A 24,878-nucleotide genomic window follows, 5' to 3' on the forward strand; every position below is an offset into this window, starting at 1 on the left:
TTGACCATGACGGCGCGCGTGGTCAACAATCAGGAAACCTGTTCTTTAGGAGGAGCCTGTCGTGCCAGAAGCGCTCGAGCCGGAGGTCCTCGACATCGACCTTCCCGACAACCTCCGGGCGAGGCGCGTCGGCAAGGTCGCGGTCCTGACCCTGGCCCGTCCGGCGAAGCGCAACGCGCTCAACGACGCCGCGGTGCTGGGGATCGAGCGGTTCTTCACGACGTTGCCGGGAGACATCGCCAGCGTGGTCATCGACGCCGAGGGTGATCACTTCTGTGCCGGCCTCGACCTCTCCGAGATGGCCGAGCGAGACACCTTGTCCGGCGTCCGTCACTCGCGGATGTGGCACCGGGCCTTCGAGCAGATCGAGTTCGGACCGGTCCCGGTGGTCTCCGCACTGAAGGGCGCCGTGGTCGGCGGCGGTCTCGAGCTGGCGGCCGCCACCCACCTGAGGGTGGCCGAACGCTCGACCTTCTACGCCCTGCCCGAGGGAATGCGCGGGATCTTCGTCGGGGGTGGGGCCTCGGTGCGGGTGCCCCGGCTGATCGGCGTCGCGCGGATGGCCGACCTGATGCTCACCGGTCGAAGGTACGACGCCGAGGAGGGCGCTGCCGTCGGCCTCTCGCAGTACGTCGTCGACGACGGCACCGGCCTCGACGTCGCGATCGACCTCGCCAGCCGCGTCGCGGACAACGCCCCGCAGACCAACTTCGCGATCATCCAGGCGCTGCCGCGCATCGCGGAGGCGGCTCCCCGCGAGGGCTACTTCATGGAGGCGATGATGGCCGCGATCGCCCAGGGCACCGACGACGCCAAGGCCCGGATGCAGGACTTCCTCGACGGACGGGCCGAGAAGGTGACCGACCGGTGAGCACGCCGTACGCCGACGACCGGGCCGCCCCGGTCAGGCCGGGCGACGTGCTGTGGCGTCCGCCCGCGGACGTGCTGGAGACGACCCGGGTGGGCCACTTCCTGTCCTGGGTGCGCGAGCACCGCGACCTCGACCTGCGCGACCACGACGCACTGTGGAGGTGGTCGGTCGACGACCTCGAGGGGTTCTGGACGGCGATCTGGGACTTCTTCGACGTGACCGACCACGGGTCGCGGACCTCGGTGCTGGCCGACCGGACCATGCCCGGAGCGCGCTGGTTCGAGGGCTCGATGCTCAACTACGTCGAGCACGCCCTGCGCGGACAGGGGCTCGACGACGGTGACGTCGCGGTCCACGCGCGCTCGCAGACCCGTCCCGACACGTCGCTGACGTGGGAAGAGCTGCGCGACCAGGTCGCGCGCGCCCGGCGGGTGCTGGTCGACCTCGGCGTCGGACCGGGTGACCGGGTGGCCGGCTACCTGCCCAACTGTCCGGACGCGGTGGTGGCGTTCCTCGCGGCCGCCGGCCTGGGCGCGGTGTGGGCGAGCTGCGCGAGCGAGTTCGGTCCACGCAGCGTGGTCGACCGCTTCGGCCAGGTGGAGCCGGTGGTGCTCCTGGTCGCGGGCGGCTACCGCTACGGACGCAAGGACATCGACCGCCTCGCCGAGGTGGACGAGATCGTCGCCCAGCTGCCGAGCGTGCGGCAGGTCTTCGACATCGAGTACGGCGACTGGCGCGTCGACGGCGCGATCTCCTGGTCGCAGGCCATCGCCGCGGTCACCGAACCGATCCACGAGACGCGACCGGTCGCCTTCGACCACCCGCTGTTCGTGCTGTTCTCCTCCGGCACCACCGGTAAGCCGAAGGCGATCGTGCACGGCCACGGCGGGATCCTGCTCGAGCACCTGAAGAACCATGCCCTGTCCTGGGACCTCGGCCCCGGAGACGTCCTCCTCTGGTACTCCACCACGGCGTGGATGATGTGGGACGCGCTGGTCTCCGGCCTGCTCGTCGGCGCCACCATCGTGCTGGTCGACGGCGACCCGGCGTACCCCGACCTCGGCTGGCAGTGGGGGCTGGCGGAGGAGACCGGGGCCACCTTGATGGGGGCGAGCCCGGGCTACGTGATGGCCTGCCGTGCCGCCGGGCTGGAGCTGTCCGGGCTCGACCTGCGGATCCGGGTGGTGGGTTCGGCCGGTGCGCCGCTGCCACCCGAGGGATACGCGTGGATCACCGACCAGCTCGGACCCGAGGTCCAGGTCAACGTCGGCAGCGGCGGCACCGACGTCTGCAGCGGGCTCGTGCAGAACAACCCGTTGCTGCCGGTCCGCGCCGGGATGATCTCCGGTCGCTCGCTCGGCGTCGACGTGCACGCCTTCGACGAGGACGGCCACGAGGTGGTCGGCGAGCCGGGCGAGCTGGTGGTGACCGCGCCGATGCCGTCGATGCCGCTCGGCCTGTGGGGCGACGACGACGGCAGCCGGCTGCGGGACACCTACTTCGACCGCTACCCGGGCATCTGGCGGCACGGCGACTGGATCGTCTTCGAGCCCGACGGCAGATGCGTGGTCACCGGGCGCAGCGACGCGACCCTGAACCGTGGGGGAGTGCGCCTCGGCACGGCCGAGTTCTACCGCGTCGTCGAGGAGCTGCCCGGGGTGAGCGACAGCCTGGTGGTCCACCTCGAGGACAAGGTCGGCGGCAACGGCGAGCTGATCCTCTTCGTGGTCACCCGCGGGGAGCTGGACGACGAGCTGGTCGGCACCATCCGGTCCGCCCTCCGCGCCGAGCTCTCGCCGCGCCACGTGCCCGACCAGGTCATCAGGGTGCCGGCGGTGCCGCGCAACCTGACCGGCAAGAAGCTGGAGCTGCCGGTCAAGCGCATCCTCCAGGGCGTGCCGGTCGCTCGGGTGGCCAGCTTGGACTCCCTGGCCGACCCGACGTCGCTGGACGTGTTCGTCACCCTCGCCGAGGAGCGAGCCGGCGCCGAGGTGGGCTCCTGATGAGTACGTCGTCCATGCGAACCGTCCCGGACACCGTGGCCGTCGTCGGCGCCGGCTCGATCGGCGGCAGCTGGAGCGCCCTGGCGCTCTCCCGCGGCTCGATCGTGCACGTCAGCGACCCGGCTCCGGATGCGGAGGAGCGGCTGCGCGAGGCCGTCGCCGACCACCTCCACCAGCTCGAGGCCGACGCCTCCGCCCTCGACCGGCTGCACTTCCATGCCGACCCGGCCAGTGCCGTCGAGACCGCCGACCTGGTCATCGAGTCCGGACCGGAACGGCTGGACCTCAAGCGCACGCTCTTCGCCGCCCTCGACGAGGCGGCAGCGCCTGACGTCGTACTGGCCAGCAGCTCCTCGGGGCTCGGTCCGAGCTCGTTCCAGGACGCGTGCCGGCGTCCCGAGCGCGTGGTCGTGGCCCATCCCTTCAACCCGCCTCACCTCGTGCCGTTGGTCGAGGTTGTCGGCGGACGCTTGACCTCCGAGGACACGGTGGCCGCGACCATGACCCTGATGACGGCACTCGGCCGTCGCCCGGTCCGGGTGCGGGCCGAGCTGCCCGGTCATGTCGTCAACCGGCTGCAGGCGGCGCTGTGGCGCGAGGCCTACGACCTGGTCCGCCGCGGAGCGATCTCGGTCTCCGACCTGGACCTCGCCGTGTCGTCCGGCCCCGGCCTGCGCTGGGCGCTGCTCGGTCCGATCGCGACCCAGCACCTCTCGGGCGGTCCCGGCGGACTGGCGCACGTCCTCGACCACCTCGGCCCGCCGATGGTGGACTGGTGGGCCGACCTTGGCCACCCCGAGCTCACTCCGGAGCTGACCGAGCAGCTGGTCGACGGGGTGTCCGAGGAGCTCGGCGGCCGGGAGCGCGACGTACTCGCCCGACGCGACGAGGCGCTGGGTCAGCTGCTCGCCCTCAAGGACCGGCTCGGGCTCTCGTCGCCAGGGCCGGCATCGCAGGAGACCGACCGATGAGGGACCAGGGTCTCGGGTCGTGGCCGCGCCGCCGGGCCCGGATGACGCCAGCCAAGGCGGCGCTCGTCCAGGACGGCACCCCGATGTCGTACGCCGACCTCGACCGCGCCGTCACCCGACTGGCCCACGGACTCCGCGCGCGCGGTGTCGAACGCGGTGACCGGGTGGCGTTCCTCGGCCTGAACTCGATCGAGATGGTCCTCACCGTGCTGGCCACTGCCCGGCTGGGCTCGGTGTCGGTGCCGGTGAACACCCGGCTCGCCGCCCCGGAGCTGGCCCACGTGCTCGACCACAGCGGCACCCGTCTGCTCGTCGTCGAGGACGTCTTCGCCGACGCGCTCCAGGCCCCCCAGGTCTCCGGGCTCGGGCTCGAGACGGTCGACTTCACCCGCGCCGCCGGCGTCGGCCTCGAGCACCTCGCGGTCGACGACCTCACCGAGATCGACGAGCCGATCGGGCTCGACGACCTGTTCATGATCCAGTACACCTCGGGGACGAGCGGGCGGCCGAAGGGCGTCATGCTGACCCACGGCAACGTGGTGTGGAACGTCGCCAACCTGCTGGTCGACGTCGACATCGGCAGCCAGGAGGTGGCGCTCGTGACCGCCCCGTTGTTCCACACCGCCGCTCTCAACCAGGTGCTGTTCCCGACCATCCTCAAGGGCGGTACGGCGTTGATCGAGGCCCGGTTCGACGCTGCGCGAGCGGTGGACCTCATCGAGTCGCAGGGCGTCACGCTGCTGTTCGGCGTCACCTCGATGTACCTCGCGATCGCGGCCGCGCCACGTTTCGCCGGAGCCGACCTGAGCAGCCTCCGGCTGGCGCTGAGCGGTGGCGCCCCGATCCCCGAGTCGCTGCTGCGCACCTGGCTCGACCGCGGCCTGATGATCATCCAGGGTTACGGCCTGACCGAGGCCTCGCCCGGGACCACGATGCTGCGGGCCGACGAAGGAGTGCGCAAGCTCGGCTCGGCCGGCACGGCCTGCTTCTTCACCGACGTGCGCGTCGTTGCCGGCGACCGCGATGCCGAGGACGGCGAACCGGGGGAGGTGCTGGTCTCCGGCCCCCACGTCTCTCCTGGCTACTGGCAGGACGACGCGGCGACCGCCAGTGCCTTCGAGGACGGCTGGCTGCACACCGGTGACCTCGCGACCAGGGACGACGAGGGCTACCTGAGGATCGTCGACCGGCTCAAGGACATGTACATCTCGGGCGGTGAGAACGTCTACCCGGCCGAGGTGGAGCGCGCCCTGCACGAGCACCCGGCGGTCGCGGAGTGCGCCGTGGTCGGCGTACCCGACGAGAGGTGGGGCGAGGTCGGCCGGGCCTTCGTCGTCGTACGGGCAGGGGAGGAGGTGGACGAGGCCGATGTGCTCGCCCATCTCGAGGGCCGCCTGGCGCGCTACAAGCTGCCGAGGTCGGTGGTGTTCCTCCCCGAGCTGCCCCACAACGCCTCCGGCAAGCTGCTGAAGTCCCGTCTACGAGAGGTCACCCCGTGAGCCGCTACCTTCCGCGCATCGATCTCGGCGCGGTCAGCGCCATCGACGTGCACGTGCACGTCGAGTCCGACGACCACGGTCACCTCTCGCTCGACCAGGAGCTCATGGATGCCTCGGCGGCGTACTTCAAGGGCTCGGAGAACCGGACGCCGACGGTCGCCGACCTGGCCACGCGGTACCGCGACGCCGGTATGGCGGCGGTCGTGTTCACGGTCGACGCCACCACCGCGACGGGTCACCCGGCCCTGTCGAGCGAGCAGATCGCCGAGGAGGCCGCCGAGCACGCCGACGTGTTGATCCCGTTCGGCTCGGTCGACCCGCACCAGGGCGCCGCAGCCGTCTCGCGCGCCCGACACCTCGTGGAGGACTTCGGGGTGCGCGGCTTCAAGTTCCACCCCAGCCTGCAGGCCTTCTCACCGGACGACCCGGCGTTCACCCCGCTGTGGGCGGCGCTCGAGGAGCTCGGTGTACCCGCGCTCTTCCACACCGGCCAGAACGGCATCGGGGCCGGGCTGCCGGGCGGGCGGGGGATCAAGCTGCGCTACTCCAACCCGCTGCTGCTCGACGACCTCGCCGCCGACTTCCCCGGGCTGACCGTGATCCTCGCGCACCCCTCGGTGCCGTGGCAGGCCGAGGCGATCTCGATGGCCACGCACAAGGCCAACGTGTTCATCGACCTCTCCGGCTGGCGACCGAAGTACTTCCCGCCCGAGCTGGTCCGGGCCGCCGGCGGGATGCTCAGGCACAAGGTGCTGTTCGGCACCGACTACCCGCTCATCACGCCCGAGCGCTGGATGGAGGACTTCGAAGCCCTCGGTATCGACCCGGAGCGGTGGGCGGGGATCCTCAAGGGCAACGCGGCCGGTGTCCTGGGCCTGGCGTGAGCTTCCCTAGGATGGGCGGACCACGTGCGGCCCCGGTCGCGAGGAGGCCGCAATGACACCGACCACCGGTCGCGTCGGCCAGCACGGGGCGCCGACCCTGCTCTACCTGATGAAGCAGGTCGAGCTGGCCGTTCGCGCCGAGCTCGACGACCTCACCCGTCCGGTAGGTCTGACGGCACTGCAGTACACAGCGTTGACGGTGCTCGAGCGGCATCCCGACCTCACCTCGGCGCACCTCGCGCGGCACTCCTTCGTCACCTCGCAGAGCATGGCCGACATGGTGACCACGCTGCTCGACCGTGGCCTCATTGATCGCCACCGCGACGCGGCCGACCGACGGCGTCTGGTGATCTCGCTGACCCCCGACGGCCAGCGACTGCTCCACGGCCTGCGGCCCCAGGTGGCCGCGCTCGAGGCCCGGATGCTCTCCCTGCTCTCGCGCGACGACGCCGAGGTGCTGCGGTCCTCGCTCGAGCTGTGCCGGCAGGCATTGCTCACGCCCGCCGACGCGCCCACCGAGTCTGCCTAGTCATCTCACTGGACGAAAAAGTCATCAGGAAACCTGTACATCAGGGTTCCTGATGTGATTGCCTCGGCGCCATGAGCGAGACCGTCGCGAACCGAGACCTGCCCGCCTCCCTGCCCCGACTGACCACCGGCACGCTCGTGGCCGCCATCAGCGCCTGCTTCGTCGCGCAGTTCGGCCTGAGCATCCCCGCGGTGATCAACGGCTACATCAACCAGGACCTCGGGTTGTCCTCCACCCAGCTGACCTGGGTCTCGGACGCCTTCCTGGTCCCGGTCACCCTTTTCGAGCTCTCCTTCGGGGTGGTCGGCGACCTGTTCGGCCGCAAGCGGCTCCTGGCCATCGGCTCGGCGCTGGTGGTGCTGGGTGGCCTGCTCGGCTTCCTCACCCCCTCCGCGAACGTCGGTGTGCTGCTCACCGGGCAGGTCATCGCCGGCTTCGGCGCCGCCGCGATCTTCCCGACCTCGATCGCCATGCTCGCCGCAGGCACCCACACCATCCAGGAGCGGGCGCACGCGATCTCCCTCTGGGCAGCCGCCCTGACCGCCGGGGGCTTCATGTCTCCGTTGATCGGCGGTGCGCTCGCCAGGATCGAGCACTCCGGCGGTGAGTTCGCCAGCTGGCGCTACGCGTTCCTGGCCATGGCCGTGATTGCCGTCGTCAGCACCGTGATCACCCTGGTCGCGGCCCAGGACTCCTCGTCGCCGGTGGGTCGCTCGCTCGACTGGCCGGGCCAGATCACGATTGCCGTGTCTCTCTTCGCGTTGTTGTACGCCATCATCCAGGGAGCCGAGGACGGCTGGGGGAGCGCGCAGGTGATCGTCAGCTTCGTCGTCGCGGCCTTGTTCATGGTGGCGTTCGTGTACATCGAGCGACGGGTGGACAAGCCGTTGATCCAGCTCGAGCTGTTCAGCAACCGGATGTTCACGGTCTCCGCCGTGGTGACCGTGCTCGCCATGTTCGCCTACCTCGGCACGGCGTACGCCACCAGCATCCGGCTCTCGGCCATCCAGGAGTTCCCGCCGCTGAAGACGGCAGTCGGGTTCGTCCTGCTCAACATCATGGGCGTCGCGCTCTTCCCGGTCAGCAGCAGGACGTTGCAGCGGTTCAACCCCGGGTGGGTGCTGGCGGCCGGAGCGGCCCTGATCGGTGTCGGTGACCTGGTACTGGCCGCCATCCCGGCCACCAACCTCTCGATCGCGGCCATCGCCGTACCCCTGCTCGTCGTCGGTGCCGGCTTCAAGACCGCCGTCACCGCCATCACCGTGGTCGCGGTGAACAGCGTGCCCACGCCGAAGGCCGGCATGGCGAGCGGCGCGACCAGCATGCTGCGCGACTTCGGTCTCACCCTCGGCCCGGCCATCGTGGGAGCGATCGCCCTCACCAACGCGGCCAGCGCCATCGCCGCGAAGATCGCCGAGTCACCCTCCCTCCACAAGGCGGTCACTGCGTTCTACGCCTCGCCCGCGCACGTGCCCGCCGACAAGCGAGCCGAGGTCGAGGCGGCTGTCGGAGCCGTGAAGTCCGGGCCGCTGGGCGCCAACGCGGTGCCCTCGCACGTGCCGGGACCCGACGGCCACCTGGTGCCGTTCAACCCGCTCCAGGACGTCGCCTTCCACGCCCTGTCACACGCCTACGCCATCGGTTTCCTGGTGTGCGGGATCGCCGCCCTGCTCGCTGCCATCATCGCTGCCACGATGCTCGGGGGGCGCAAGCAGAGTCACGCCTTCGTCGAGCGCGAGATGGCCGACCCGCTCTGACACGCCGGGGGCCGGCGCCCATACCAGACCCACGGCGGGGGAATGCCGGAAAACCCTCAGATCGTGCATTTCCGACACTAGGGTGGGCACATGGCCCGTACGTCGTGGACTTCGGCGGCCGTCGCGACAGGAGTCGTGGCGGCCGTAGTCGTGTACGTCCTGACCGACAACAAGACCTTGGACAACGTCTGCTACCTCGGTGTCCTGGTCGGGGCCGGCATCGGCGCCTGGATCGGAGCCGCGCGGGCCCCACGGGGCCGGCGGCTGGTGCCAGGGCTGATCGCGACCGGGGTCTCGCTCTCCGCGCTGGGGGACGTGCTGTGGACGGTGCTCGACGCGCTGGGCGCCGGCACCGATGTCTCCATCGCCGACCCGCCCTGGTTCGCGAGCTACGTCGTCCTCTGCATCGCGCTCTGGATCGCGCTTCGGCGCAGCCTGGGTCCGAGCAGCCGGCGCCTCGACCGGGACTTCGCGCTCGACGTCCTGACGATCGTGATCGTCAGCGTGCTGATCTTCTGGAGTCTCTCGGTCAACACGATCGTGGCCGACCCGAGCGTGACCCCCGGGGTTCGCGTCGTCTGGGCCTCCTACCCGATCGCGGATGCGGTCCTGCTCGCGCTCGTCGCCCGAGCCCTGTTCAGCCGCAGCGCCCGCGCAGCCGTCGGTGCCTCGTTCGCTGCTGGAGTCTGCTTGTGGCTGGCGGCCGACATCACCTACCTCCGGACGGCCGAAGAGGGCGTTGCCGGCATGGCGATGGACATCGCGTGGATGGTCGCGCCCGTCCTGATCGCCAGGGCAGCCTGGCATCCGGTGGCGAGCTACGACGCGGCGAACGCCCCGCGCAACGTGACCTCACTGGGCCAGATCATGGTCGCTGTGGCACCACTGTTCGTGCCGGCCGGACTCGAGGTGGTGGGGGACCTGGCCGGGCAGCCCGACCACCCGTGGCAGCTGTTGATCGGCACGATCGCGTTGATGGCGATCGCCTTCGTGCGTACGGCGCGGCTGATCCGCTCCGAGGAGCGGGCCCTTCGACAGCTCGAGCACGCGAGGGATGCGGCGCTGGACGCCTCGCGGGCCAAGTCGATGTTCCTGGCCAACATGAGCCACGAGATCCGCACACCCCTGACCACGGTCCTCGCCACCGCTGAGCTCCTCGAGGACACCGTGCTGGACGAGGAGCAGTCGTACCTCCTGGAGAAGATGGCCCGGTCGGGAGGGCTGCTCACGTCACTGGTCGAGGGGATCCTGGACTTCTCGCGCATCGAGGCCGGGCAGCTCAAGCTCGCCTCCGCTCCCTTCGACCTGCACGCCGTCGTGGCCGATGCCGCAGACGCCTATGCCCCCCGCGCCACCCGGCAAGGCCTTCGCTTCGGCTCGACCATCGACCCGGGCGTCCCGCGGATCGTCGTGGGTGACCGCGACCGGCTCTACCAGGTCCTGACCAACCTGCTCGACAACGCGGTGAAGTTCACCAACGCCGGCCAGGTGAGCCTCCATGTCCGGCCCGCGACCGATGCCGGGCAGGCGGTGGAGTTCATCGTCTCCGACACGGGCATCGGGATCCCCGAGCAGAACCAGAAGATGGTCTTCGACTCCTTCCACCAGGTCGACGGCTCCATCACCCGGAGCTACGGCGGCAACGGCCTGGGCCTGGCCATCTGCAAGGAGCTGACCGAGCTCATGAGCGGGTCCATCAGTGTGCAGAGCCACTTCGGCGCCGGCAGCACCTTCGTGGCCCGCATTCCACTGGCCGCCGTCCGTGTCGAGCAGCAGAGCCCGATCCTGCGGGTGGTCTGACCGCGGCCCACCTGCTGGGGACGTCCTGTCCCGGCGGGGGTGTCACGGGATCAGCAGGCCGGCCGCGCGCTCGAGGTCCTCGACCAGCCGAGCCAGGTCGTCCTCGCGCTGCCGGGAGCGCAGCACGGCCGACGGATGCATGGTGGCCAGCGCCCAGTCCGGTGGCTGTACGACGGAAGAGCCGCGGATCTCGTCGGGCCAGTCGAGCCGCACGCCTCGCGACTCGGTGATGCGGAAGTCCGACCCGTACACGGACTGGGCAGCGGTGGCACCGAGCAGCACCACTCCTTGCGGTTGCACCATGTCCAGCTCCGCGACCAGCCACGGTCCGCACGCCGCCACGTGCGTCCGCGTCGGTCCCTTGTGCAGCCGGTTGCCACGACGCCCTCGCTCCCACCGGAAGTGCTTGACGGCGTTGGTGCGGTAGACGCTCTCAGGATCGATACCTGCCGCCGCCAACGCACGGTCGAGCAGCTTGCCCGCCGGCCCTACGAAGGCCTCTCCGGCCTTGTCCTCCTGGTCACCCGGCTGCTCGCCCACCACCATCAGCGGGGCGTCGCGAGGACCGCGTCCGGGCACACCGTGGGTGGCGTTCTCGTAGAGCTCACAACCGCGGCACTGGTCCACGCCCGCACGCAATCGTTGCGGGGTCACCCGGTCGGGCACCCAGCGCTGGGCACCGGGCGCCTGCTTGCCGGCCATGGTGTGCCTCCTCGTCGCTTCGACCTCGTTACCCGATGCACCGGAAGTGATGTGCCGCCGTCAGGTCGGCGACACCCCAGCCTGCTCTCCCGGGATGGTGTGAACGGCTCGTGCCGGGGGTACAAGAGGTGCTGGGGAGAGGGAGGACAACGTTCGCATGCCGCTGCTCGAACACCTGGGGAGGACGGTCGAGGAGGTCATCGAGGTGGTGCCCGCATGCCTCGGCCTCAGCATCGTCCGGATCGATCAGACAGACAGCTGCACCGTCGCGGCGTCTGACGACACGGTCGCGGTGCTCGACGGAGTTCAGTACCTCGACGGGGGCCCGGGAGTGGAGGCCGGCGTACGCCGGCAGTGGGGCGCCACCAGCACCGCCTCGCTGGACGGCAGGTGGCCGCTGTACGCCGCTGCCAGCCAGCGCGCGGGGGTGCAGAGCACCCTGACCCTGCCGGTCACCGACCATGAGGTCGCACTCGGCGCAGTGCGCGTGTACGCCGGCCTCGCGGACGCCTTCGAGGATCGCGAGGCAGACGTCGCTCGCCTCGTCGACGGCGGTGGGGCCGCCGACCTCGTGCTCGGCTCGGCGACGACGCTGACGACGCGACGGCTGGCCGAGCACTCGCCACTGAGCCTGCGGGCACAGGGCGCGTTGAACCGCGCCATCGGTGCCCTCACGCTGCACCTCGACACCGACGTGACCACCGCGCACGAACGCCTCGTCGACGCAGCACAGCGTGCCGGCATCACCGTCGAGCGCCTGGCCCAGACCGTGGTGGAGCTGCACGACTGACCGACAAGGACCTGGCTGGGCTCAGGCGCCGACCTCGGTGTTGGTGGACTCCGGCATCTGACCTGGCTCCGCGTCCGAGTCAGGATCGATCAACGGGTCGCCGTGCGGGTGTTGCGGATCGCCGGCCGGGTCGCCCGGTGTCTCCCCGGGGTCCACGGGATCGATCTTCTCCGGGGTGGGATCGCCCGACGGAACGACGGCGGGGTCCTGGCTGGGTTCGTCCGGTGTCGTGGTCATGCCTGCTCCGGTACCCGGTGCGGGCAGAAGCACCACGCCGGCGGCGGATGTTCTCGGCCGTGGTGCGGATCTGCGAGGCAGCAGCATGCCCGGCCCGGCCTCGGGTACGGCGGGCTTCCCACCACGACCGAAAGGTTCGCCATGAGCCCCGACAACGCGAAGCAGGCCGTCGAAGACACCGTCGAGAAGCTGGTCGACACGGCCAAGGACGTCATCCAGTCGGGAAGCGCGACCGTCCCGGGCGCGCCCGGCAGCGAGCCGCCCTCGGTCGAGGAGCCCACCGAGCCGCGCGAGCCGTTGCCACCCAAGGCCGAGCACGGAGCACCGGACACCGTGACGCCGACCGGGGCACGGACGGGCGCTCCGGCGGATGCGCTCGGGCAGCAGGGTGGCTTCCTGACCACGGCCAACGGCGCCCGGCTCAGGGACAGCGACCACTCGCTCAAGGCCGGTGAGCGAGGCCCGACGCTGCTGCAGGACCACCACCTGCGCGAGAAGATCACCCACTTCGACCACGAACGGATCCCGGAGCGCGTCGTGCACGCGCGCGGTGCCGGAGCGCACGGCGTCTTCGAGGGATACGGCACGGCCGACGACGTGTGCCTCGCCGGCTTCCTGAAGAAGGGCAAGCAGACCGACGTGTTCGTGCGCTTCTCCACCGTGCTGGGCAGCCGGGGATCGGCCGACACCGTCCGCGACACCCGAGGCTTCGCGACGAAGTTCTACACCGAGGAGGGCACCTTCGACCTCGTCGGCAACAACATCCCGGTCTTCTTCATCCAGGACGGCATCAAGTTCCCCGACGTCATCCACGCCGGCAAGCCGCACCCGGACCGGGAGATCCCGCAGGCCCAGAGCGCCCACGACACCTTCTGGGACTTCGTCTCCCTGCACACCGAGGCCCAGCACCACACGATCTGGAACATGTCCGACCGCGGCATCCCGCGCTCCTACCGGATGATGGAGGGGTTCGGCGTACACACCTTCCGGCTGGTCAACGAAGCCGGCGCGACCGTGCTGGTGAAGTTCCACTGGAAGCCCAAGCTCGGTGTGCACTCCCTGACCTGGGAGGAGGCGCAGCTGATCGGCGGCCTCGACCCCGACTTCCACCGGCGCGACCTGTACGACGCCATCGAGTCCGGTGCCTTCCCGGAGTGGGAGCTCGGCATCCAGGTGATGCCCGACAACCCGGAGGAGACCTTCGAAGGCATCGACCTGCTCGACCCGACGAAGATCGTGCCCGAGGAGCTGGCACCGGTGCAGCCGGTCGGCAAGCTGACCCTGAACCGGGTGCCCTCGAACTTCTTCGCCGAGACCGAGCAGGTCGCCTTCCACGTCGGTCACCTGCCTCCCGGCATCGACGTCACCAACGACCCGCTGCTGCAGACGCGTCTGTTCTCCTACGTCGACACCCAGATCACCCGGCTCGGAGGACCGAACTTCAGCCAGATCCCGGTGAACCGACCGCACGCTCCTGTCAACGACATGCTGCGTGACGGTTTCCACCAGCATGGTGTGCACACCGGCGTCGCGCCGTACAAGCCGAACTCGCTCGACGGGGGCTGTCCCTTCTTCGCCGGCGCCGAGGACGGCGCGTTCGTCGACGTACCCGTGCAGGTGGCCGAGGCCACCAAGGTGCGCGCCAACCCGGCCTCCTTCGACGACCACTACAGCCAGGTGCGGCTGTTCTGGGCGAGCATGAGCCCGGTCGAGAAGGAGCACATCATCCGGGCGTACTCCTTCGAGCTCGGCAAGTGCTACGAGCAGGCGATCAAGGAGCGCCAGCTCCGGGCGCTGGCCAACATCGACCCGGTGCTGTGCTCGGAGGTGGCCACCGCCCTCGGGCTGCCGGCGCCGGAGCCGACGGAGACGTTCGGCGAGGTCGAGGCCAGCCCGGCGCTCTCCCAGGTGACGGGCGAGTGGCCCCCGGACGGCCGGATGGTCGGCATCGTGATCGATCCCGACCGTGACCTCGACGGCGTGCGGGAGCTGCGCGAGACGATCTTCGCGGCCGGGATGGTGCCCCTGCTGATCGCACCGCACGGCGGCATGGTCGAGGAGCTGCCCGTCCAGCGGACCTTCTCGACCGGTCGTTCGGTGGAGTACGACGTGCTGCTGCTGGCTGGGTCGCCGCCCCCGGCTCCCGACGCCATCCCGGCGCGTGAAGCGGAGGCGGCCGCCTCCACCTCGGCGACCGTCGACCCACGGGTGCTGCTGATGATCGAGGAGTGCTGGCGGCACGCCAAGGTCATCGGCGCGTGGGGTGACGGGATCCCGGCCCTGTCCCAGGCCGGCGCCGACGGCTCGGCCGGGGTGGTCACCGGCGAGAGTGCGGCGGCGGTGTTCGAGGAAGTCCAGCAGCTGATGGCCTCCCACCGGGTGTGGGAGCGCTTCCCGGCCAGCGTGGCCTGAGGCCGAGGGTGGATCCCGCCCGGTGCCGGGCGGGACCCACCCCTGGCTCAGCTCGGTCCCGATCCCAGGACGTCAGCGACGTCCTCGCGGCCGCCTCCCTGCTCGATGTGACTGGCCAGGGCCTTGCGAGTGCTGTCGTCCACGTCGATGTCCGCCTGGGCGATCGCCTCGTCCAGCTCGCTGCGAATCCGCTCCGGGGTGGCGCTCTCCTCCCAGGAGTTGATCCGGTCGTAGACCGCCTGGAGCACCTCGAGACGTGGGTCGTCGTGCTCGATCGGGTTCTGGTCAGCACTCATGCGGCTCCTCCTGGTGGTTGCGGGGGGAGTGCCCGTTCCCGCATCGGTCGGCGACAAACGTCCAGGGCGACGCGGGCTGAGCGGAGGGCCGGTCCGTCAGGGGCGGTGACCGAGACCGGTCGCGAGCTCCTGCGCCCGCACTCCCACACCGTCGTGCTGGGGGAGTGGCGGGGTCTCGGGCTCATCGGCGTTGTCGAGCGGCCGGAGGAACGACGCCAGGGCGTCGCGGCCGTCGTACCGGGGATGCCAGTCGAGCTCGTTCCGCGCCCGCTCGGTGCTCATCACCGGCACGGTCATCAGCAGGTCGAACAGCTCCGGCGCGGTCGGCACGACGTGGACGCGGTGGGCCATGGCCAACCCGCCCCGCAGCAGACCGGCCGGCGCCGCCGTCCAGCGGGCATGCAGGAGTGCAGCCAGCGCGTCCGGGTCGAGCACAGGGTCGGCCGCGATGTTGAACGCTCCTCGCGTCGTACCGAGGGCAGCGGCCAGGTAGGCGGCCGCGACGTCGGTGGTGTGCACGGCCTGGAGCCGCAGGTCCCTCGGCATCGGCAGCAGGGGGACCCTCCCAGGCCGGAGGACAGCGCCGGGCACCAACGGACCGAGGAAGAGTCGTCGCTGCTGGATGCCCGATCGTGGCTGGAAGGTGAACGCCGGTCTCAGTCGTACGACGCGTCTGTCGGGGTGGGCCTCCTCATGCACGTCGAGCAGACGCTCGACGTACGCCTTCTCCCTGCTGTACGCCGTCAGCGGCTGGCCGTCCGTCGGCCAGGTCTCGTCCACCGGTTCGAGGTCGAGCCGGGGTGAGTAGGCGCCGACCGACGACGCCACCACCAGGGAAGGTACGCCGGTCCGGGCCACCGCATCGACGAGGCGACGCGTGCCGAGCACGTTGGAGTGCCAGGTGACCTCGGGGTGCCGCATGGGGTGGAACAACCAGGCCAGGTGCACGACGACGTCGACTCCCCGCAGGACCGTGTCGAGGTCCATCTCGGCCACGTCACCCCACTGCCACGTGGTCCGCGGCGGCCGCCAGTCGTGGGGACGGCGACTGATCCCGGTCACCGAGGTCACGCGCTGGTCGGCGACAAGGGCCTCCACGACCGCGCTGCCGACATTCCCGCTGGCACCTGTCACGACGACGTGCATGGGCACTCCCTTCCGAGGTCGATCCCGGTACCCTGCGGCGGACGGGCCACACCTCGAGTGGCGTCACGAACGTTCGTGTCGCAGCTCGTCTCGTTCGCTCGGGTCGACGGTGGCGTCGACGTTGGTCAGCTCGCCCAGGCCGGTGCGCGCTCGCACCATCCCTCGGTCCCAGTCGATCTCGTCGATGTCGGTGGCGGAGATCATGCCGCTGTGGCGATGCAGTCGCCGGACGATGCGCCGCACCAGCCAGGGACCCTGGTCGTCGCTCCGGTCGTATCCGAGGTAGGAACCGGGACGACCACGACCGACCAGCAGCCCGGTCAGGTCGAGGGCCGGGTCCCGTGCGTCGCGAGTCGGAGCCAGACGCACGTCCAGGACGTTGCCGAGGTGTTCGTCCCCGGGACCGACGACGTCGGCACCGAGGAGGTCGTCCACGAGCCGCCGAACCGAGGCACGCTCCGGGTCCTGTCGACGCAGTACGCCGTCGCGCTCGCGCCGGAGGTGAATCTCCTGGCTCACCTGCGCGATGTCGGCGAGGTCGATCCGGTAAGGACGCTGCCGATCACTCTGCGCACCGCCGAGACGCCGCCACCGTTCGCCGAGCCAGGAGCTCACCCGGGGCACCCACACCGGTGCGCCGACGAGGAGAGCAGTGACCGTGAGGGTGCCATCCTCGTGCTGCTCGAGCTCGAGGTCGTCGCACTTGCACACCAGGAGGTCTTCAGAGTCGATGACCTGCCGGTCCATGAGGTGCAGCAGGCCGTCCAGCGGACGCTCGAGTCTGTTCATCTCATGATCCCATCCCGGTCAGCACCATCAACGGTACGGCGGCCACCGCCGCGATCACGATCACGAGCAGGTAGAACGTGCCGAGACCGTTGGCCAGGCGACCATTGACATGAGGGCCCATGTAGTCGTGGTCGTTGGCGACCACCAGGATCGGGAAGTACGTGAGCGGGAGGGCCACGGCCGAGAACACCACCGAGGCCTCGGTGACCAGGATCGGGTCGACCGACGTGATCAGTACTCCGACCGCGAGCAGCGTGCTCAGGACGAGCACGAGGTGGAAGCGGGCGGCAACGTTCGGACGCACGTACTTGCCCCACTGCCAGCCGAAGTACTGGGCGATGCTGTACCCGACCGACAACCCCGTCTCGCAGGCGGCACCGAAGGTGGCGGCCACGAACCCGACCAGGGCGACGGCCAGACCGATCTTGCCCAAGGCGATGGCCACCGGAAGGCCGACCTGACCGAGCGAAGCCACGGTGATGTCCAGCGGGCCGAGGACGACGGCGGCGCACCCGGCGATCGCCAACGACAGGAGGCCGCCGAGCGGGAAGCCGATGAACACGTTGGCGCGCATCGTGCCGATGTCCTTCGGTCCCCACTTCTCCTCGACTCCTCCCGAGGAGAAGAAGAAGACCTCGTAGGGCGTCAGCGCTGCGCCGAACAGCGCCACGGCGTAGTAGGACCAGGTCAGCCAGGTCTCGTCGCCCGGCTTGTCCACGGTCACCCACTGGTGGGCGAGGTGGGACCAGTCCGGGCCGAGCTTCCAGAGGGCCACCACGTAGACGATGAGCGCCAGGCCGAGCAGCCCGAGCACGTTCTCCATGACCGTGAACCGCGCCCGCCACAGCACCGCCCACACCAGGAACGCGATGAACGGGACGAGCAGCACCTCGTTGACCGAGGAGACGAGCTCCAGGGAGAGGGCCACGCCGCCGATCTCGGCCACGAAGGTCAGCAGCGTCACCGCCATGGAGCCCAGCAGGTTGATCAGCCCCATGCGCGGACCCAGCCGTTCGCGCACGAGGTCGAAGGTGGCTCGTCCGCTCACGGCTGCCACCCGGCCCGACATCTCGGCGAAGACGCAGATGCCGAGGACGCCCACGAGGACCACCCAGGCCAGCGACAGCCCGAACCGGGCGCCGACTTGGGCGTTCGTGACCAGGTCCCCGATGTCCACGAACCCGCCGATGGCCGTGAGGATGCCGAGGGCGACGGCGAAGACCTTCTTCATGACGCTGCTCGCAGACTGCTCGCGAGTGGCCGTAGTCGGGCCAACAGCCTGGTCAGGTCGACGACGGCCTTGCGGCTCTTCGGTTCGTCGTCCGCGGCGACCGCAATGCGCGCGCTGGCGATGGCATCGGTGGCGTCCGAGAGCAAGGTGGTCAGGTCGTCGTAGCTCGGGCGCGCAGACGGGGGTGGTTGCACGGTGGAGACTGAGTCGGATGCCTTCCCAGCGGCTTCCTCGGAGTAGGTGAGGACCACGATCGCGTAGCGGCCGACGAACCGGTCGCGCAGCTGCTCCTGGACGGTCAGGCGGCTCGTGGCCACCTCGCTGACCATGTCGGAGACCGCTTGCTCGGCTGTGCTTCGCCAACCCTTCTCATCGGGGCTCGAGGGCCGGCACGCGGAGGGCAGGAGCAGCGCAGCGAGCAGCAGCAACGTGCCTGCCAACCGCTTGACCACGGCTTTGAGTTACCCAAACTGTCGCTCGACATGCCATGGCACATGCCGAGCGCTCGACAGCCGGCTGGCTCAGGTCTCGGCCACCACCCGGATCGTGCCCAGGTCACTGTCGGCGGCGTCGGGGAGGAACATGCCGGCTCGACGGCCAGAGACGAGGTAGTCCAGCACCGCCTGGCCGATCCGTTCCCCCGGAAGCAGGGCCGGGATGCCTGGCGGGTACGGCGTGATCTGCTCGGCCGCGATGCGATCTGCCGCGTCCTGCACGGGCACGTCCTGGACGGGTGCGAAGAACGCTTCACGCGGCGAGAGCACCTGTTCGAGCTCGAGCTCGCCGGGTTCCGGCAGCTCCACGGCTGGGGGAGGATCGAAGGAAGCAGACGCGTCACACAGCCGGCCCAGCGACTGCACGAGGAGCTCGATGTCGGCCTCGGTGTTGGCCACCGAGATCTGAGCCTCGACGCGTTGTGCGTCCGCCAGGTGTACGTCGAGGTGTTCGTTCTCTCGCAACCAGTCGGCGGCCTGGTAGCCGCTGATGCCGAGGGCATCGACCTGCACCAATAGGTGCAGCTCGTCGAGGTCGTGCGAGGCCTGGGCTCCGCACAGCTGCTCGTGGAGTACGACGAGGCCGGTGCGCTCGCGAATCTGCTCGCGTCCGAGCCGGGCCAGAGCGAGCGCTTCACCGAGCAGGCGGGTGCCGTGCTGCACCATCTGACGACGCCAGCCGTCGAGGGCGGCGTACACGAGCACGTTGGGGCTGGTGGTCGAGAGCATGTCGGCGCACGCGGCGAGATGATCGAGATCGATGAGGTCGCCCTGGACGTGGAAGACCGAGCCCTGTTCGAGCCCGGTCCCCATCTTGTGCGCGCTGACGACGCACAGGTCGGCTCCCGCGTCCATGGCCCACGTCGGCAGGTCGTCGTGGAAGGGAAGGTGAGCACCCCAGGCCTCGTCGACGATCAGCGGCTTCCCAGCGGCATGGCACACCTCGGCAATGGCGGCGAGGTCGGCACAGGTCCCGTAGGGGGAGGGGCTGGTCACCATCACGCCGCCGACGTCAGGCGCCTGCTCGAGGCCAGCTGCGAAGTCGTCAGGACTCGGTGGGTGCGCCAGGTGGAGGGAGCTGTCCCACTGCGGATGCACCCAGACCGGTTCGATGCCTCCGAGGACCAGCCCGGAGATCGCCGACTTGTGGGCATCTCGGCCCAGCAGCAAGCTGCCCGCTCGTCCAGCGACGGCGAGCATCGCGCTCTTGACCGAGAGCGAGCTTCCGCAGGTGGTGAAGAAGGCGTGCTCGGCGCCCACGGCCTTTGCCATCAACGCTTCTGCTCGGGCGAGGACCTGTCCGCGCCCGGCCCGGTCGTCGAGCTCACCGTTGGCGAGGTAGTCGTGGGAGAACACGTCGGCGCCCACCGCCTGCAGGACCCGCTCGTCGGCGCCCTTGCCCTGTCGGTGACCTGGCGGTGCGAAGCTCACGTGCGGACTCTGGTCGTGCTCGCGCAGCGCCTCGAGGACGGGCGCCTGCTCCTGGCGGTCGTCAGCAGTCATGGACCGATCCTGCCCGCTGACGGGCGTCGAGTCAGCCTGGCCTGTGGTTCGCGGCCTGTCGCCCGGCTCAGTTGCCGGATCCCGGCTCGGCCATGCTGCGGTGCATCGCGGCCTTGAGCTTGTCGGGCATGACCTTGCTGGCCACGTCCTGGACGCGCGTCTTCAGGCCGCCGCCGGTCACGCGCGGCTTGCCTGCCAGGAGGGCCTCGACACCCTGTTCGGCAACGGTGGCCGGGTCGTCCTTGCTGGCCTGGCCGATCTTGGTGTCCAGCATCCCGGCGCGCTCGAAGAACTCGGTCTCGGTCGGCCCGGGCATCAGCGAGGTGATCGTGACCGCACTGTCCTTCAGCTCGTTCTGGAGGGCCTGGGCGAAGGACTGCACGAACGACTTCGAGGCGTTGTAGACGGCCTGGAACGCGCCGGGCATCTCCGAGGCGATCGAGGACGTGAACAGCACGCGACCCGAGTCGTTCGCGACCATGTCGCGCAGCACCAGCTTGGCGAGGCGGACGGTGGCGGTGACGTTGAGGTCGATGATCGACTGCTCGTCGGCGAGGTCGGTCTCGACGAACGAGCCGCCCTTGCCGACACCGGCGTTCAGGGCCATCACGTCGAGGGGACGACCGTCCTCCTTGATGGCGGCGTACAGCTGGTCGACGCCGCTGGGATCACGCAGGTCGGCCCGGACGGTGCGTGCCTGCGCGCCCTCGGCACTGACCTGGTCGGCAGCGCTCTCGAGCGCGTCGTCCTCGGCATTGATGATCAGGTCGTAGCCACGTCTGGCCAGCGCGAGCGCCAGGTGCAGACCGATGCCGCTGGAAGCCCCGGTCACGGCAGCCAGGGGACGGGCGGACGAGCCGGAGGCAGTGCGTTCTTCGCTCATGAGGAGCCCGGTACCCGCGTTCGCGACGGGCATACGCGCGTCCAGCCATCAGCGGTATGACGCAGGAGACCGAGCCGCTCGAACTCCTCGAGCCACCCAGTCATCGGCCACCGTCCCCAACGAGCATGGAACAGCGTCGCGTTGCGGACGATGTCGTCGAGGTGGTCGACCGGCGGGTCCTGCACCGGATGGTGCTGGTGGTAGGCGCGGGCCGAGCCGACCCAGGCGAAGTCGAGGCCTCGCTGGGCCGCCTGCTGGGCGAAGTCGGTGTCCTCCCCGCCATAGCCGGTGTAGTCCTCGCAGAATCCACCGCTTCTCTGCCAGGCGTCCCGGTGGAGGGCGAACGAGAGTGACCAGAACAGGTCCGGATCGGTCTGGCGTACGACGTGACCCGGGTCCGGGGCTGGACGCGCGGGGTGGGGCTCGTCGTACGACCACGGGCGGGTCAGCTCCTTCTCGGAGAGGCCCGCGGGCAGGTAGCTCACCGGACCTGACCAGATCGTCCCGGGAGCATCCGTGACGGCGACGTCGTAGGCCGCCACCAGCTCGGGTCCGGCCAGACAGTCGACGTCGAGGAACACCAGGGTGCGGGCGCCGGACTCCCACGCCGTTCGAGCCCCGACATTGCGGGCCCGCGCGAGCGGCAACGGCCCGGACCGGTCGACGCGGGCGATGGTCGGCGTCAGTCCGTGGGCCGGCCCCCAGGTCGCGACCACGTCGTCGTCGATCGCCACCACGACGTAGAGGTCGGGGACCCGGGTGCCGACCGCCAATGACCGGTGCTGGCGTCGCAGGTGGTCGTGACGCTCGTGGGCCAGGGTGATGACCGCGACCGGTGCCATCACGCGTGCCGCAGGGTCTCGGGGAGCAGGTGCTCGGCGACCACCTGGGCGAACCGCTGGGCGGCCCGCCCGTCACACCACCGGGCCCATCCCATGCCGTCCAACTCGGCGGCGCGGTCCAGCACCTCGGTCCAGCCGCGCTCGGCGAACCGGGGCAGCACCACCGCCGGCCAAGGGCCGTCGGCCAGGGCGGCGGCCGTGGTCACCTGCTCGCGATGCGGGCGGGCGGCGGGGACGACGACGGCCGGACGACGGCAGGCTGCGACGTCGGCCAGCGCACCCATACCCGCGTGCGTCACGACCACGTCCGCGTTCAGGAGGTGCTGGTGCAGGTCGTCGGTCCAACCAGCCTCGCCGCCGAGGACGGTCCAGGTCCAGCCCGGACTCACTGCCTCCAGCTCGGCGGCATCCAGGCGGGTCAACGGTTCGCCGCCGAGGCCCTGCAGGAGTACGACGTGACGCCTGTCGCTCCTCGGCGGACGCTGCTGCTCCGACAGCACCGGGAGCCGGGACACCGCGCCCACCGGGACGACGCGGCGAGCGACGTCCTGGGGAAGAGCCGGTGTCATGCCGGTCGCCTCCGCCGGCCACATGGCAACCAGGGCACTCGACGCCCGATAGCCCAGCAGGTGCGTGGGGTCGGTACGCCGGCCGGGCAGCACCACCGACACGACGGGGAGACCGTGCAGCCGTGCCAGCAGCGCGACCTCGACCGAGACGTCGACCACGAGCCCACGGGGTCCGGTGCTCTCGATCCACTCCGAGATCGCGGCGGACCTGGACCGGAGACCCGGGTCACCCAGCGGCACCCAGTGCAGCTGGTCGCCGGCTGTGACGTCGTGGCGTGGTTCGGTGGTGTCGTCCCGTGGCAGCTCGACCCACGGGCCGCGCCACGTCGAGGGCCGTGCCAGCGAGGACAGCCCGGTCACGGGTTCATCGAGGGCGGCGGCCAGCGCCTGGGCGTGATGGAGGTGGCCACGTCCCTGGTGGTGGACGTAGTAGCCGATCACGCGGCCTCGTCCTCGTGGGTCATCTCGGCGTACACCGCCTCGTAGCGGTCGACCATCCGGTCGAGGGAGAAGTGCGAGACCGCTCGGCGACGAGCAGCCGCGCGGTCCAGGGCCCCGGCGCGACGCATCGCCTGGGCCAGGGCTGCGAGGTCGCCGGCAGGGGCGAGGACGCCTGTGCGCTGGTCGAGGATCTCCGAGAGTGCACCGCGGTCGTAGGCCGCCACCGGCGTCCCGCACGCCAACGCCTCGGCGGCCACCAGTCCGAACGGCTCCTCCCAGTGCGGAGTCACCACCACGACCGAGGCGTTGCGCACGGCGGCCCGCAGCCCCTCGCCCTCGAGGTGGCCGAGGTAGCGCGCCGACGGGCCGAGCAGTGGTTGCACCTGTTCGGCGAAGTAGTCCTCGTCGTGCACGGGACCAGCGACGTCGAGGTCCAGCCCGGCAGCGCGGGCAGCGAGCAACGCCTCGTGCGGGGCCTTCTCGGGGACGATGCGGCCGGTCCACAGCGCTGGTCCGCCACCGGATCCCGGGACCCATCGGTCGACGTCGACGCCGTTGTGGATGGTGACCGAGGAGACCACGTGTCGCCAGGCGCGCGAGACCGCGTGGCTGACCGCGATGAAGCGAGAGCCGCGCGCGGCCAGGCCCACCGCCGACTCCAGCCATGGCACCGGAGGCGTGTGCAGGACCGTGACCATGGGGGTCTCCAGCAGCGGGCTCATCGCCACCGGAAGGTGGTGGAGGCTGTTGTTGTGGATCACGTCGAAGGATCCGTGCTCGCCCCGGGTCAGCCCCAGCATGAGGTCGAGGTAGGCGTGGTGCTCCTGCATCCACACCTCGGGCGGACTGCCGACGTCTGCCCTGGCAGCGGGACTGCTGGTGAAGACTGCGGCCGGCACCAGCACCGCGCCGAGCTCGGGGTCGCTTCCGGCTGCCGCGAACACACTCACCTGGTGGCCGCGCCGGATCAGCCGCGAGGCGAGGGCGTGGGTGTGCGCCTCGAGCCCTCCCATGAAGGGTTCGCCGACCGGGAACCGTGAGGACGCGATCAGGCAGATGCGCATCGGGCCGGTCATGGCGCTGCTCGATAGATGTCCCGGTGCGCCGTCGCCAGGTCGGAGCGCTGCTGGCGACGCCAGGGCACGGACAGGGGCGCAGGTCGTCCGCCGTCATGGGCATCGTGCACCGCGGCGCGCAGGGTCTCCGGGGACCACCGCGACTCGTCGAGGACGTAGTTGTGCACGGGGCCCTGGTCGGCGTAGTAGCCGCAGGTGGGTGCGACCACGGCAGTACCGAGGTCGCGGCAGCCCTCGAGCCAGCCGGAGTGGGTGCCGAACCGGTACGGCAGCACCGAGACGTCCAGTGACGCGAGGTAGTCCCAGAGCTCGCTGTCGCTCATGAAGTCATGGACGTGCAGCTCCAGCTTTCCTTCCGCCTCGGCCTCGCGCAGGTAGCCGGCGAGATCAGGATCGAACCGCAGCCCGGCCCGATCCAGCACGTCGGTGTGCCCGTTGACCTGCAGCACCGCACCGGGGATCTCCGCCACGGCACGGACGAGCGTCGGCAGGATGGTGGCGGGAGCCATGCTGGCTCGCAGGCTCTTCAGGTGGAGCCCCACCCGGAATGGTCCGTCTGCTCGTCGGGCGCTCAATGCCCGGCGGGCCAGGTCGTCCAGCTCGACGACGTGGGGATGGGCCAGCACGAGCGGGCGCCGGCCCCACCGGGTCTCGATCTCGTCGGCCGCTCCGCTGGTCAGGGTGATGACCTCGTCGGCTGCGCGCACCAGGACGTCCAGCTGTGCGTCGTGCAGGTCGCGCGTGGCGTGGTGCGGGTTGCGCAGGTCGTGCGCGGTGTAGACGAAGCGGCGGCCGGTCCGGTGGACGGCGTCGACGACAGCGCTCAGGTCACTCGGGTCCCAAGCGTCGAACCCGAACTGGACGTGGAAGACGTCGAAGTCGTGCTGCTCCACCCAGGCCGGGTCGAGCATGACCGGCGGCCACCAGCGTTGCTCAGCGGATCGAGTGGGGGAGTCCGGGTCGGGATCGCGCAGGCGGCGTACGCCGTCGTCGGTCTCGGCGGCGATGTGCCGCACGTAGACGTGGTCGGCGGGGACCGAGGCGACCACGGTCTCGTCCTCGAGCATCCGGGCCGGGCGCCTGCTCGACAGATCGGTCGATTTCTCAGCGGTCACCGCACGTCCTGCGGAGGTAGAAGGGGGCGGGCATGGAC

At 70.4% G+C, this 24,878-nt stretch carries 23 protein-coding genes; 10 read left to right on the forward strand and 13 right to left on the reverse strand.

Going from position 1 to position 24,878, the window contains the following annotated elements; all coding sequences use genetic code 11:
* Positions 1-61: 61 nt before the first annotated feature.
* The 8 genes from H976_RS0115445 (at position 62) to H976_RS28935 (ending at position 10,314) form a co-directional block, all read left to right on the forward strand.
* Positions 62-871 carry a crotonase/enoyl-CoA hydratase family protein gene (locus H976_RS0115445; RefSeq protein WP_196804106.1) on the forward strand — a complete coding sequence of 270 codons (810 nt, stop codon included), beginning with the start codon at positions 62-64 and terminating at the stop codon, positions 869-871.
* A complete protein-coding gene (locus tag H976_RS0115450) occupies positions 868-2,874 on the forward strand; it encodes an acetoacetate--CoA ligase (RefSeq protein WP_196804107.1) in 2,007 nt (668 codons plus the stop codon). Before H976_RS0115445 ends, H976_RS0115450 begins: the two co-directional genes overlap by 4 nt.
* Positions 2,874-3,845: a 3-hydroxyacyl-CoA dehydrogenase NAD-binding domain-containing protein gene (locus tag H976_RS26625; RefSeq protein ID WP_051276893.1), complete on the forward strand. Its 972-nt coding sequence runs from the start codon at positions 2,874-2,876 to the stop codon at positions 3,843-3,845. Before H976_RS0115450 ends, H976_RS26625 begins: the two co-directional genes overlap by 1 nt.
* Positions 3,842-5,344 (forward strand): long-chain fatty acid--CoA ligase, encoded by a 1,503-nt coding sequence (locus tag H976_RS0115460; RefSeq protein WP_027862286.1) that lies wholly within the window; start codon positions 3,842-3,844, stop codon positions 5,342-5,344. The genes H976_RS26625 and H976_RS0115460 overlap by 4 nt, the downstream gene beginning before the upstream one ends.
* Positions 5,341-6,228: an amidohydrolase family protein gene (locus tag H976_RS0115465; protein ID WP_155918298.1), complete on the forward strand. Its 888-nt coding sequence runs from the start codon at positions 5,341-5,343 to the stop codon at positions 6,226-6,228. The genes H976_RS0115460 and H976_RS0115465 overlap by 4 nt, the downstream gene beginning before the upstream one ends.
* Positions 6,229-6,280: 52 nt before the next feature.
* Positions 6,281-6,757: a MarR family winged helix-turn-helix transcriptional regulator gene (locus tag H976_RS0115470; protein WP_027862288.1), complete on the forward strand. Its 477-nt coding sequence runs from the start codon at positions 6,281-6,283 to the stop codon at positions 6,755-6,757.
* Positions 6,758-6,828: 71 nt separating this feature from the next.
* Positions 6,829-8,514 carry an MFS transporter gene (locus H976_RS0115475; RefSeq protein WP_027862289.1) on the forward strand — a complete coding sequence of 562 codons (1,686 nt, stop codon included), beginning with the start codon at positions 6,829-6,831 and terminating at the stop codon, positions 8,512-8,514.
* Positions 8,515-8,604: 90 nt separating this feature from the next.
* Positions 8,605-10,314, forward strand: a complete 1,710-nt coding sequence (locus H976_RS28935; RefSeq protein ID WP_155918300.1) for a HAMP domain-containing sensor histidine kinase — start codon at positions 8,605-8,607, stop codon at positions 10,312-10,314.
* Between the two features lie 42 nt (positions 10,315-10,356).
* Here H976_RS28935 and H976_RS0115485 read toward each other — a convergent pair whose 3' ends face one another.
* The gene (locus H976_RS0115485; protein WP_027862291.1) at positions 10,357-11,016 is read right to left on the reverse strand and encodes a UdgX family uracil-DNA binding protein; all 660 of its coding nucleotides are present in this window, start codon (positions 11,014-11,016) and stop codon (positions 10,357-10,359) included.
* A gap of 157 nt (positions 11,017-11,173) precedes the next feature.
* Between H976_RS0115485 and H976_RS0115490 the strand changes: the two genes are divergently transcribed.
* Positions 11,174-11,806, forward strand: a complete 633-nt coding sequence (locus tag H976_RS0115490) for an ANTAR domain-containing protein (protein ID WP_027862292.1) — start codon at positions 11,174-11,176, stop codon at positions 11,804-11,806.
* A 21-nt stretch (positions 11,807-11,827) separates the two neighbouring features.
* Here H976_RS0115490 and H976_RS26635 read toward each other — a convergent pair whose 3' ends face one another.
* Positions 11,828-12,043, reverse strand: coding sequence for a hypothetical protein (locus H976_RS26635; RefSeq protein WP_036226758.1), 216 nt, complete (start codon positions 12,041-12,043; stop codon positions 11,828-11,830).
* A 141-nt stretch (positions 12,044-12,184) separates the two neighbouring features.
* Here H976_RS26635 and H976_RS0115500 point away from each other — a divergent pair, with 141 nt between their 5' ends.
* Positions 12,185-14,455 carry a catalase gene (locus tag H976_RS0115500; RefSeq protein ID WP_027862293.1) on the forward strand — a complete coding sequence of 757 codons (2,271 nt, stop codon included), beginning with the start codon at positions 12,185-12,187 and terminating at the stop codon, positions 14,453-14,455.
* 47 nt (positions 14,456-14,502) lie between these two features.
* Here the strand turns inward: H976_RS0115500 and H976_RS0115505 are convergent, their stop codons facing one another.
* The 11 genes from H976_RS0115505 to H976_RS0115560 all read right to left on the reverse strand — a co-directional run bounded on the left by H976_RS0115505 (position 14,503) and on the right by H976_RS0115560 (position 24,840).
* Positions 14,503-14,751 (reverse strand): hypothetical protein, encoded by a 249-nt coding sequence (locus H976_RS0115505; RefSeq protein WP_027862294.1) that lies wholly within the window; start codon positions 14,749-14,751, stop codon positions 14,503-14,505.
* 96 nt (positions 14,752-14,847) lie between these two features.
* Positions 14,848-15,897, reverse strand: a complete 1,050-nt coding sequence (locus H976_RS0115510; protein ID WP_027862295.1) for an NAD-dependent epimerase/dehydratase family protein — start codon at positions 15,895-15,897, stop codon at positions 14,848-14,850.
* Between the two features lie 63 nt (positions 15,898-15,960).
* Complete coding sequence (locus H976_RS28940; protein WP_051276894.1) at positions 15,961-16,686, reverse strand: hypothetical protein; 726 nt, start codon at positions 16,684-16,686, stop codon at positions 15,961-15,963.
* Between the two features lies 1 nt (position 16,687).
* Positions 16,688-17,917, reverse strand: a complete 1,230-nt coding sequence (locus tag H976_RS0115525) for an NRAMP family divalent metal transporter (RefSeq protein WP_027862296.1) — start codon at positions 17,915-17,917, stop codon at positions 16,688-16,690.
* Entirely contained in the window at positions 17,914-18,369 is a 456-nt protein-coding gene (locus H976_RS0115530; RefSeq protein ID WP_027862297.1) for a hypothetical protein, read from the reverse strand. The genes H976_RS0115525 and H976_RS0115530 overlap by 4 nt, the downstream gene beginning before the upstream one ends.
* 69 nt (positions 18,370-18,438) lie before the next feature.
* Entirely contained in the window at positions 18,439-19,914 is a 1,476-nt protein-coding gene (locus H976_RS31015; protein WP_027862298.1) for an aminotransferase class I/II-fold pyridoxal phosphate-dependent enzyme, read from the reverse strand.
* 67 nt (positions 19,915-19,981) lie between these two features.
* Positions 19,982-20,797 carry an SDR family oxidoreductase gene (locus H976_RS0115540; protein ID WP_036226815.1) on the reverse strand — a complete coding sequence of 272 codons (816 nt, stop codon included), beginning with the start codon at positions 20,795-20,797 and terminating at the stop codon, positions 19,982-19,984.
* A complete protein-coding gene (locus H976_RS0115545; protein WP_036226760.1) occupies positions 20,794-21,639 on the reverse strand; it encodes a glycosyltransferase family 2 protein in 846 nt (281 codons plus the stop codon). Before H976_RS0115545 ends, H976_RS0115540 begins: the two co-directional genes overlap by 4 nt.
* Positions 21,639-22,649, reverse strand: coding sequence for a glycosyltransferase (locus H976_RS0115550; protein WP_027862301.1), 1,011 nt, complete (start codon positions 22,647-22,649; stop codon positions 21,639-21,641). The genes H976_RS0115545 and H976_RS0115550 overlap by 1 nt, the downstream gene beginning before the upstream one ends.
* Complete coding sequence (locus H976_RS0115555; protein ID WP_027862302.1) at positions 22,646-23,725, reverse strand: glycosyltransferase; 1,080 nt, start codon at positions 23,723-23,725, stop codon at positions 22,646-22,648. Before H976_RS0115555 ends, H976_RS0115550 begins: the two co-directional genes overlap by 4 nt.
* Complete coding sequence (locus H976_RS0115560) at positions 23,722-24,840, reverse strand: glycosyltransferase family 1 protein (RefSeq protein WP_231388958.1); 1,119 nt, start codon at positions 24,838-24,840, stop codon at positions 23,722-23,724. Before H976_RS0115560 ends, H976_RS0115555 begins: the two co-directional genes overlap by 4 nt.
* Positions 24,841-24,878: the final 38 nt, after the last annotated feature.

This window comes from Marmoricola sp. URHB0036, from assembly GCF_000426045.1.
Taxonomy (GTDB): Bacteria; Actinomycetota; Actinomycetes; order Propionibacteriales; family Nocardioidaceae; genus Marmoricola.

Excerpts from the sequence above, each read along its gene's own strand:
- H976_RS26625 (WP_051276893.1), top strand. The coding sequence starts at position 2,874 with ATGAGTACGTCGTCCATGCGAACCGTCCCGGACACCGTGGCCGTCGTC.
- H976_RS0115460 (WP_027862286.1), top strand. The coding sequence starts at position 3,842 with ATGAGGGACCAGGGTCTCGGGTCGTGGCCGCGCCGCCGGGCCCGGATG.
- H976_RS0115470 (WP_027862288.1), top strand. The coding sequence starts at position 6,281 with ATGACACCGACCACCGGTCGCGTCGGCCAGCACGGGGCGCCGACCCTG.
- H976_RS0115475 (WP_027862289.1), top strand. The coding sequence starts at position 6,829 with ATGAGCGAGACCGTCGCGAACCGAGACCTGCCCGCCTCCCTGCCCCGA.
- H976_RS28935 (WP_155918300.1), top strand. The coding sequence starts at position 8,605 with ATGGCCCGTACGTCGTGGACTTCGGCGGCCGTCGCGACAGGAGTCGTG.
- H976_RS0115485 (WP_027862291.1), bottom strand. The coding sequence starts at position 11,016 with ATGGCCGGCAAGCAGGCGCCCGGTGCCCAGCGCTGGGTGCCCGACCGG.
- H976_RS0115490 (WP_027862292.1), top strand. The coding sequence starts at position 11,174 with ATGCCGCTGCTCGAACACCTGGGGAGGACGGTCGAGGAGGTCATCGAG.
- H976_RS26635 (WP_036226758.1), bottom strand. The coding sequence starts at position 12,043 with ATGACCACGACACCGGACGAACCCAGCCAGGACCCCGCCGTCGTTCCG.
- H976_RS0115500 (WP_027862293.1), top strand. The coding sequence starts at position 12,185 with ATGAGCCCCGACAACGCGAAGCAGGCCGTCGAAGACACCGTCGAGAAG.
- H976_RS0115505 (WP_027862294.1), bottom strand. The coding sequence starts at position 14,751 with ATGAGTGCTGACCAGAACCCGATCGAGCACGACGACCCACGTCTCGAG.
- H976_RS0115510 (WP_027862295.1), bottom strand. The coding sequence starts at position 15,897 with ATGCACGTCGTCGTGACAGGTGCCAGCGGGAATGTCGGCAGCGCGGTC.
- H976_RS28940 (WP_051276894.1), bottom strand. The coding sequence starts at position 16,686 with ATGAACAGACTCGAGCGTCCGCTGGACGGCCTGCTGCACCTCATGGAC.
- H976_RS0115525 (WP_027862296.1), bottom strand. The coding sequence starts at position 17,917 with ATGAAGAAGGTCTTCGCCGTCGCCCTCGGCATCCTCACGGCCATCGGC.
- H976_RS31015 (WP_027862298.1), bottom strand. The coding sequence starts at position 19,914 with ATGACTGCTGACGACCGCCAGGAGCAGGCGCCCGTCCTCGAGGCGCTG.
- H976_RS0115540 (WP_036226815.1), bottom strand. The coding sequence starts at position 20,797 with ATGAGCGAAGAACGCACTGCCTCCGGCTCGTCCGCCCGTCCCCTGGCT.
- H976_RS0115545 (WP_036226760.1), bottom strand. The coding sequence starts at position 21,639 with ATGGCACCGGTCGCGGTCATCACCCTGGCCCACGAGCGTCACGACCAC.
- H976_RS0115555 (WP_027862302.1), bottom strand. The coding sequence starts at position 23,725 with ATGACCGGCCCGATGCGCATCTGCCTGATCGCGTCCTCACGGTTCCCG.